This is a genomic window from Clostridium algoriphilum, from assembly GCF_020443705.1.
Taxonomy (GTDB): domain Bacteria; phylum Bacillota; class Clostridia; order Clostridiales; family Clostridiaceae; genus Clostridium_AD; species Clostridium_AD algoriphilum.
Genome location: NZ_JAIZZK010000065.1, coordinates 1 through 9,254, shown reverse-complemented (window position 1 = coordinate 9,254; position 9,254 = coordinate 1). Strand labels below are relative to the sequence as shown.

General features: G+C 31.1%; 9 protein-coding genes and 1 riboswitch. Of the genes, 7 read left to right on the top strand and 2 right to left on the bottom strand.

Going from position 1 to position 9,254, the window contains the following annotated elements; genetic code table 11:
- Positions 1-129: 129 nt before the first annotated feature.
- Complete coding sequence (gene thiC / locus LGK95_RS21250) at positions 130-1,443, bottom strand: phosphomethylpyrimidine synthase ThiC (protein ID WP_226126907.1); 1,314 nt, start codon at positions 1,441-1,443, stop codon at positions 130-132.
- A 72-nt stretch (positions 1,444-1,515) separates the two neighbouring features.
- Positions 1,516-1,622: riboswitch (TPP riboswitch) on the bottom strand.
- Between the two features lie 156 nt (positions 1,623-1,778).
- On the opposite strand from thiC, the gene pdxS reads away from it, so the two are divergent.
- From pdxS to LGK95_RS21235, 3 genes are all read left to right on the top strand, one after another.
- Positions 1,779-2,648, top strand: a complete 870-nt coding sequence (gene pdxS, locus LGK95_RS21245) for a pyridoxal 5'-phosphate synthase lyase subunit PdxS (protein WP_226126906.1) — start codon at positions 1,779-1,781, stop codon at positions 2,646-2,648.
- Between the two features lie 2 nt (positions 2,649-2,650).
- Entirely contained in the window at positions 2,651-3,217 is a 567-nt protein-coding gene (gene pdxT / locus LGK95_RS21240) for a pyridoxal 5'-phosphate synthase glutaminase subunit PdxT (protein WP_226126905.1), read from the top strand.
- A 105-nt stretch (positions 3,218-3,322) separates the two neighbouring features.
- Positions 3,323-4,030, top strand: coding sequence for an FTR1 family protein (locus LGK95_RS21235; RefSeq protein ID WP_226126904.1), 708 nt, complete (start codon positions 3,323-3,325; stop codon positions 4,028-4,030).
- Positions 4,031-4,133: 103 nt separating this feature from the next.
- On the opposite strand, the gene nfsA is transcribed toward LGK95_RS21235, so the two are convergent.
- Positions 4,134-4,871 carry an oxygen-insensitive NADPH nitroreductase gene (gene nfsA, locus LGK95_RS21230; protein WP_226126903.1) on the bottom strand — a complete coding sequence of 246 codons (738 nt, stop codon included), beginning with the start codon at positions 4,869-4,871 and terminating at the stop codon, positions 4,134-4,136.
- A 787-nt stretch (positions 4,872-5,658) separates the two neighbouring features.
- On the opposite strand from nfsA, the gene LGK95_RS21225 reads away from it, so the two are divergent.
- The 4 genes from LGK95_RS21225 to LGK95_RS21210 are packed head-to-tail and all read left to right on the top strand — an operon-like array spanning position 5,659 to position 8,922.
- Positions 5,659-6,282: an ABC transporter permease gene (locus tag LGK95_RS21225; RefSeq protein ID WP_226126902.1), complete on the top strand. Its 624-nt coding sequence runs from the start codon at positions 5,659-5,661 to the stop codon at positions 6,280-6,282.
- Positions 6,283-6,312: 30 nt separating this feature from the next.
- Complete coding sequence (locus LGK95_RS21220; protein WP_226126901.1) at positions 6,313-7,251, top strand: glycine betaine ABC transporter substrate-binding protein; 939 nt, start codon at positions 6,313-6,315, stop codon at positions 7,249-7,251.
- 33 nt (positions 7,252-7,284) lie between these two features.
- Complete coding sequence (locus tag LGK95_RS21215; protein WP_226126900.1) at positions 7,285-8,253, top strand: ABC transporter ATP-binding protein; 969 nt, start codon at positions 7,285-7,287, stop codon at positions 8,251-8,253.
- 3 nt (positions 8,254-8,256) lie between these two features.
- Positions 8,257-8,922, top strand: a complete 666-nt coding sequence (locus LGK95_RS21210; protein ID WP_226126899.1) for an ABC transporter permease — start codon at positions 8,257-8,259, stop codon at positions 8,920-8,922.
- Positions 8,923-9,254 lie beyond the last annotated feature (332 nt).

The following is a 9,254-nucleotide window of genomic DNA, read 5'->3' as shown; positions in this document are numbered from 1 at the left end:
TGCAATGATAAGGTAACATCATTTATCAAACTAAAATAATATCTTATTAAAATTACATAACTCAATTATTTTGCCTATAGAAAGAGAATACACAAAATAATTTACACCCTCAGTTGTAACTTAATTAGTTTAAGAATCATCTCTTAATATATTGAGATCCTTACCTTGCATTATTCTGTTCATAGTTCTTGCAGAACACATCTTACCACACATTGTACAACTATCAGCATTCTCTGGCATAGATTCTTTTCTATATCTTATAGCTTTTTCTGGATCAATAGCAAGTTCAAACATTTTCTTCCAATCAAGACTTTGTCTTGCAGTGCTCATTTCATTATCCCAATCCCTACTACCTGCAATATGTTTACCTATATCCCCAGCATGAGCCGCAATTTTTGCAGCAATAATGCCTTCGCGTACATCATCAACATTAGGAAGTCTTAAATGCTCAGCTGGTGTTACATAGCAAAGGAAGTCAGCTCCACAGCTTGCAGCCAAAGCACCTCCAATTGCACTAGTAATATGGTCATAACCTGGAGCAATATCTGTAACTAGTGGTCCTAAAATATAAAATGGTGCACCATGACATAATTTCTTTTCAAGTAAGACGTTTGCCTTAATTTCATCAATTGCCATGTGACCTGGTCCCTCTATTATAATTTGTACATTTTTTTCCCAAGCTCTTAAAGTTAATTCACCAAGTACCATTAATTCATGAATTTGACAAGCATCAGTTGCATCATTAATGCATCCAGGTCTGCATGCATCTCCAAGACTTATAGTTAAATCATATTTTTGACATATATCTAATATCTCATCAAAATGTTCATAAAAAGGATTTTCCTTTTTATTTAATTCCATCCAAGCGTATAGGAGAGATCCTCCTCTAGATACAATCTGAGTTTTTCTCTTGTTTCTTTTAAATACATTTGCAGTTGCAGTGTTTAGTCCAGCGTGAATGGTTACAAAGTCAACTCCATCTTTTGCATGCTTTTCTACTACATCTATAAATTCTTTAGATGTAATATCTTGTAATTCTTTATCGTAAAAACCTAATGCATCATATATTGGAACAGTGCCTATCATAGCAGTTGAATCAGATATAAGTCTTTTTCTAAACTCTTCAGTTTTACCAAATGAGCTTAAATCCATAACAGCTTCAGCTTTCATATCTATGGATAATTGTACTTTCTTCATTTCCTCATCAATATCATAGCAATCTTTCGAAATACCTAGATTCACATTGATTTTTGTTTTTAGGCCCTCTCCGACTCCCTCTGGACTTAGTATTTTATGATTTTTATTAGCGGGTAGAGCTACTACTCCTCTAGCTATTTTCTCTCTTAAGATTTCTTCAGGCATGTTTTCTTTTTTTGCGACAATCTTCATTTCTTTAGTTATAATACCTTTTTTTGCAGCATCCATTTGAGTTGTATACATCATTTTATAAACTCCTCTGTAGTTATATTATTTTAAAAATAAAAAAAAGCAAGCTCATAAAGAGCTTGCAACAAAAAAACGTTGTTAAAGACTCCCTACGTTGGAATTACCCAAATCAGGTTATGAGGGTCAGAGATAGTATCTCTTTCTCAGCTCACATATGAGCTCCCCTTGCTTAATTTAGTTGGTTATTATTTGTCTTAAGTATATTAGTAATACAAGCTGTTGTAAAGTCTTTTTAGAAATATCTTCATTTTTAAACTGTATCCATACACTTTCCAAGTGGTATAAAATTATGTTATACTTTGCCCATTAAATAAATTTTACGGAGGTTTTTTATGGAAAGGTATGAAATAAATAAAAATTTAGCTCAAATGTTAAAGGGCGGAGTTATCATGGATGTAGTTAATGTTGAGCAGGCAATAATTGCAGAAAAAGCTGGTGCATGCGCGGTAATGGCACTAGAGAGGGTACCTTCAGATATTAGAAAAGAAGGCGGCGTGGCTAGAATGTCTGATCCTCGAATGATTAAAGAAATAAAGGCAGCTGTAACTATTCCAGTTATGGCCAAAGGTAGAATAGGCCATTTCGTCGAGGCGCAAATACTTCAGGAAATAGGTGTAGATTTTATAGATGAGAGTGAAGTTTTGACTCCAGCAGATGAGCAGTATCATATAAATAAATGGGATTTTAAAGTTCCTTATGTTTGTGGAGCAAGAAATTTAGGAGAGGCACTAAGAAGGATTGGAGAAGGGGCTGCAATGATCCGAACAAAAGGTGAGGCAGGTACAGGAAATGTAGTAGAAGCTGTTAGGCATATGAGATGTATAATGGATGAAATTAGAAAAGTAAAAAATGCTCCCAAAGAAGAGTTAATGACAATAGCTAAGGAGTTTGGGGCTCCAATTCATTTAATTGAATATGTATGGGAAAATGGTAAACTTCCAGTAGTAAATTTTGCTGCAGGTGGAATAGCAACTCCAGCCGATGCGGCTTTAATGATGCAACTTGGTGCAGAGGGAGTTTTTGTTGGTTCAGGAATTTTTAAGGCAGAAAATCCAGAAGTTAGAGCGAAAGCTATAGTACTCGCAACTACATATTACAATGATCCTAAGGTTGTAGCTGAAGTTTCAGAAAATCTTGGAGAAGCAATGAGTGGTCTAGAAATAAGCGAAATTAAAGAGAAGTTTGCAGAAAGAGGATGGTAAAATTGAAAATTGGAGTTTTATCACTTCAGGGTGGTGTAATAGAGCATATAAATCATATTACAAAACTTGGACATGAATGCATTGAAATTAAGAAACTTGAAGATGTCAATGGTTTGCAGGGGATAATTCTTCCAGGTGGTGAGAGCACAACAATAGGTAAACTTTTAAGAGAAACAAAAATGCTTATACCTTTAAGAGATAAAATACTTTCAGGATTACCTGTTTGGGGAACCTGTGCTGGTATGATATTACTTGCTAAGTATATTGAAGGATCAGACCAGGAACATCTTAAAGTTATGGACATAAAAGTAAAAAGAAATGCTTACGGAAGTCAAATCAATAGTTTTAAAAAGGATGTTGTAATAAGTGAGATTTCAAATCAAACCTTGCCACTAGTTTTTATACGTGGACCATTAATTACAGAAGTTTTTGGCGATGCTAAAATAATATGTAGGGTTGATGATAATATTGTGGCAGCAAAACAAAATAATATGTTTGTTACGTCTTTTCACCCAGAACTTACTGATAACTTAGAAGTTCATAGATATTTTTTGAATATGTGCAAGTAATAATATATATTATAAAAGAATGCAAACAAAGTGTAACATAGCGTTAATTCAGCATATTATATAATGTAGACAAGTCTACAAAGTGTGATATGGAGGCGATTAACAATGTTAGCACCTTTTATAATATGCTTAAGAGAAGGCATAGAAATTTTCTTAGTTATTATTCCCTTAGTAGTTTATTTTAACAAAAATAAACTATATGATATGACTAAGAGTGCATTGCTAGGTGGCGCTTTAGGAACTTTTTTAGCAACTATAATTGGCTCGATAATATTCTCTCAAGTTGCTTTATTAAATGGCCCTACAGGTCAGTTATTTGATGGGATATTGGGGATAGTATTAGCAGGGCTTGTATTATATAGTGTAGTACTTTTAAGAAAAAATAAATATTTTAATACAGAGCCAAATCAACGATTTATTTCATTAAGTCAAAAAGGAGTATTTATTCTTGCAGCTGTAACATTCTTTAGAGAATTGTTAGAAGTAACATTATTTATTTTAACCAGCGCTTCAACTGGGGCTCCTTTGGTTTTGGTAGGTTCATCAATATTAGGACTCGCAAGTGCAGCTTTGATTGTTTATGTGGTAGCTAGAGGGTTTTCAAAGATTAATATTACTGTACTATTTTATATCCTAAATCTATTTTTAATTGGACTTGGTGCATTCTACTTTGGTGATGGTTTAGATGTATTATTTGGTAGATATGTTCCTGAAATCTCTAAAATGGGTATATTATTGTATGCAGTTCCTAGTTACTATATAATGGTGAAAAGTGACTTGAAAAGATATATAAACTCAAAAATGATAAAATAAGAAAGTAAAAACAAATTTATAAACTGATAACATTCCCATACATTTTAATTTTCAACATTGTTTGAAAATTGAATGTATGGGAAATTTATTTAGTTTAAGGTAACTATTTAAATTTGAATCCTTGATTATCTAAAAAATCTTTCATATGTGGTCTTTGGGATTCACTCATTAAACCAGATACTTGACTTGTCCACGTGTCTGCTCTTTTTCCTTTAGTTCTTCTTTTATAATAATCACTAACATGAGCATCATACTCTCTTATTTTCTCAGCATCACCATTTGTGTTGTACACATCTGTTTTAAATATTACATCTAGTGGTAATCTTTCTTTTGTATCTGGATTATGATTTGGATAACCAAGGCACATTCCAAATACTGGATATACACCGGAGGGGATGTTTAAAATTTCACTTATTTCTAATGGGTTATTTCTAATTCCGCCTATATATACGCCACCTAGTCCTAAAGATTCTGCAGCAGTTAATGCATTTTGTGCAGCAAGCGCTGCATCTACAGTTGCTAAAATAAAAGTCTCAGTATTTCCATCTGCCATAGTTTTATCATTAACTTCACAAGATTTTTTACTTCTGTTTAAATCTGCACAAAAAACTAAAAATAATGGGCATTGCTCCACATATTTTTGATCTCCGGCAAGATAAGCTATCTTTTTACGATTCTCCATATCAACTACACTTATAATTGTGTAGGCTTGAATATAACTAGATGTTGGAGCACATTGTGCACATTCTATAATGGTTTTTATTTTTTCAGCCTCTACAGGTTGATTTAAATATTTTCTTATAGATTTGTGAGCTTTTAATATATTTACAGTTTCATTCATATTCTTACCGCCTTTTAATTTTATTTTCTTATCAGAATCATTAAAATAAATATTTCTTATATGAAAGATTATCCCTGTTTATTTATTATTAAAATTTAAGGTTTAAGTGGAGTTACTTATTTAAGTAATATACCACAAACTAATGTAAATGAAAATAATATGGTATCATTAATATACAAGTAAATAAAATTTGTTATGCTAAAACAATTAATATTAAACAAATTGTATATTATATAAAGAATGAATTTTATCCAATATTTAGGATTTAATTCATTCTTTATTTTTGGAATAATTTTCAAAAAAATATACAGTTTCTATAATTTATATGATATGCTATATTTGTATTAATTATAGTTTTATTTTATTATTATAGCGATAATACTACAATTCTAGGGGATGATTATAATGAAAATTGGATTAAGAAAACTGCCTATAACAGGGTATATAATCGTACAACTTTTAGTGTTTTTGATTTGTTAAAAAAGTTATTCAAATAAAATAATTTACCATATTTAATCGTATTGTTAGTTTTTTTAATATAAATGACATTATACAATAATATTTTAACTTGAAAATAATAAACTATAATCTTAATAGCAGCCATTTTATAATTATTTATACAATTGGTTGCTATAATTTTATATTAAGTGTCATTATTTTAATATATTTAGGCATACAATTATATGTATGACTGTATTTTAAAACTACATGTTATGAATATGCCTTTAGAAGTTATAAATATACAAAGTTATTTTAGAAAGGATAGATGCAAATGCTCACTGAGATTATGAGCTATTTATTAACTCATATTGATAAATACTATGCAGCAGTTAAAATTCATATATACATTAGTATTTCAGCAGTTTTGATAAGTATTATAATAGCAGTACCTTTAGGCATTTTATGTGCAAAACATACAAAAGTATCACAGCCTATAATGAATTTATTTAATTTTTTTAGAATTATCCCAAGTCTTGCAATCTTAGTTTTGGTAATGCCTATAATTGGAACTGGTTTCTTTCCAGCACTACTTGCACTTGTGGTTTTAGCCATACCGCCGATACTTATAAATACTTATTTGGGAATACAAGATATTGACATATCTGTTATAGAAAGTGCACAGGGTATGGGGATGGAATATAAGAAAATGTTATGCAAAATTGAAATACCATTAGCTATGCCACTTATAATTACAGGAGTTAGAACTTCTGCGGTTGAAGTAATTGCTAGTGCTACTTTAGCTTCGTATATTGGAGCGGGAGGGCTTGGAGATTTAATATTCACAGGCCTTGGCATGAATGATTCTAGAATGTTAATAATAGGTGGAGCATCAGTTGCACTACTTTCTGTAATAGTCGAAATGTTGTTATTTATGTTCCAGCAAAGAGTTACAAAATATCAAAGAGACTAAAAAAATATTATAATTGGAGAGTGAATAGCCATGAATAAAAGACTAAAGAGTTTAGTTGTAGTTTCTGTTTTAACAGCTTTGGTTGCAGTTTCAGTATTATCTGGTTGTGCTAAAAAGAATACTTCAACAACCGATTCAAAGCCAGCAGTTGTAAAAACTAAACCTACAATTAATATTGGTTCTAAAGATTTTACTGAATCATTAATTTTATCTGAATTATATGCTCTTGCCTTAGAAAAACAAGGTTACAAAGTTGAAAGAAAATTTAATCTTGGTAGTGCAGTGGTACATACTTCTCTTGTAAACGCAGATATTGATTTTTATCCTGAGTATACTGGTACAGCACTGCTTTCCATATTAAAGGAAAAACCAAGATTTGATTCAAAAGAAGTATATGATGAGGTTGCTGCAAAATATAAGGAAAAGTTTAAATTAATCTGGCTAGAACCATCGGCTGCTAATGATGGACAGGGATTAGTAATTTCTAAAAGGGCATCTGAGCTATATAATATTCACAGCATAACTGATCTTCAAAAGAACGCAGGAAAAATAAGATTTGCATCTCAAGGTCAATTTGATGAAAGAGCAGATGGACTGCAAGCGTTAGTAAAGACTTATGGAGCATTTAAATTTAAAGACGAAAAAATATACGATAATGGACTTAAATATGATGTACTTCATAATGGAAAAGCAGACCTTGCTGTAGCATATACAACAGAGGGACAATTAAGTAAAGATGAATTTGTAGTACTTGAAGACGATAAACATGTATGGCCACCATATAATATAGCACCAGTTATAAGGCAGGATCTAATTGATAAGAATCCTGAAATAAAGGGTATTTTAAATAAGGTTACTAGTAAAATTGATAATAAGACAATTATAAAATTGAATGCTGAAGTAGATATAAATAAAAAGGAGTACACAGAAGTAGCTAAAAATTTCTTTGACATGGAATTATCAAAATAAACAATGGATATACAAAGAAGGGTGGCATAGCTTTTGAAAAGAAGAGCAATTGAGTTTGTAAAAGTAAGTAAAAGATTTCCTAATTCTAAGCAAAATGCTGTAACAGATGTAAGTGTATGCATTGAAGAAGGTAGTTTTATAACAATTCTTGGAACATCAGGTTCAGGAAAAACTACATTTCTTAAGATGATTAATAGAATTTATGAATTAAGCTCCGGAGAAATATTGTTCTTCGGAGAAAATATAAAAAAGATTCCTGCAGAAAAACATAGACAAAAGATAGGTTATGTAATACAACAGATTGGATTATTCCCTCATATGACTGTGGAAGAAAATATTGCTACGGTTCCAAACATCTTAAAGTGGAACAAGAAAGACATAGCACAAAGAGTTGATCTACTATTGGATCTAGTAAAAATTCCTTCCAAGGATTATAAAAAAAGGTATCCAAGGCAATTATCAGGCGGGCAGCAACAAAGAGTAGGGCTTGCAAGAGCAATGGCTGCTAATCCAGAAATAATGCTAATGGATGAGCCTTTTGGAGCGCTAGATGCTATAACTAGACTAGCTCTTCAAGAGGAACTTTTAAAAATTCAAAAAAAGCTTAATAAGACAATACTATTTGTAACTCATGATGTTAATGAAGCCTTTAAATTAGGGGATAAAGTAATTGTAATGGATAAAGGGAAAATTCAACAGTTTGATACGACCTACAATATATTGTTCCATCCAGCAAATGAATTCGTTTCACGTTTGGTTTCATCGGAGGATGTTCTTCAAAAACTTAAGGTTATACATGCGGGTGATGTAATGATTCCATTTGATTTACAACCAAAAGTTGGGGACATAAGAGTTAATGAAAACGAAGATTTAAAGCATTTGTTAACATATTTTTTAACTGGGAACATTGATTATTTGATTGTTGAGAAAGATAGTCATGAAATTGTTGGAATGATAACATTGCAACAATTAAAAATAGAGCAAGTGAACATAGGAGGCTAGCGCATGATAGAGTATTTAGTAAATAATCATGATCAAATGTTAACTTTGCTATTACAGCACCTTCAGATTGTATCACTTAGTATTTCAATATCTATTGTAATTGCAATCCCTGTATCTCTCTTTATTTTAAAATCTAAGGTTTTATCAGTGGTTGTGTTATCATCCTTAGGGGTTATATACTCTGTACCTAGTTTAGCATTGTTTGCATTGTTAATTCCTGTATTAGGACTTGGAAAAGGAACAGCGATTTTTGTTCTAGTGATATATAATCAGTATATTCTAGTTAGAAATATATTGGCAGCCTTTCAGTCTATAGACCCATCCATAATAGAAGCTGGAAGAGGGATGGGTTTCAATTCTTTCTATTTGTTTTTAAAAATACAATTGCCTTTAGCTCTCCCAATAATACTTGGTGGTGTAAGAATAGCCACTATTACTTCCATTGGAATAGCAACTATTGCCTCGGTAATAAATGCGGGTGGGTTAGGGGTTATCTTGTTTGATGGGCTTAGAATGAATTATCTTCCCAAAATACTATGGGGAACCGTAATGTCTGCAGGACTTGCTTTAGGTTCAAATCAGGTATTACTATATTTAGAGAAATTAGCTAGTTATAAAGCTAATGGGCAGTCTAGAATAAAAGTTAAAGGTATAGAAACACAAAAATAATCAAATACACGTTAACATTTGTATATTGTATTATTTGTATAAAAGTTTAATTTATTATCAATAAAACCATGGTTATAGGGAATTTTGTATAAATATGTCTTATATTATATGGAGCTTTATGGTAAAATAAGAATATTAGAATTAAAATGGACAGTTCTATATGGATTGTCCATTTTTGCAGTTAAATTTAATAAAACTAAAATATAAGTGATTAATAAAAACGATAGTGTTAACTAACTTATGAAAAAACAGGAATGTAAATATTAGGGTTTTAATTGCACGTTGAAAAGTGAAAAAATACTTTGAAGAAATACAATGCAGTTTTGTTTGTA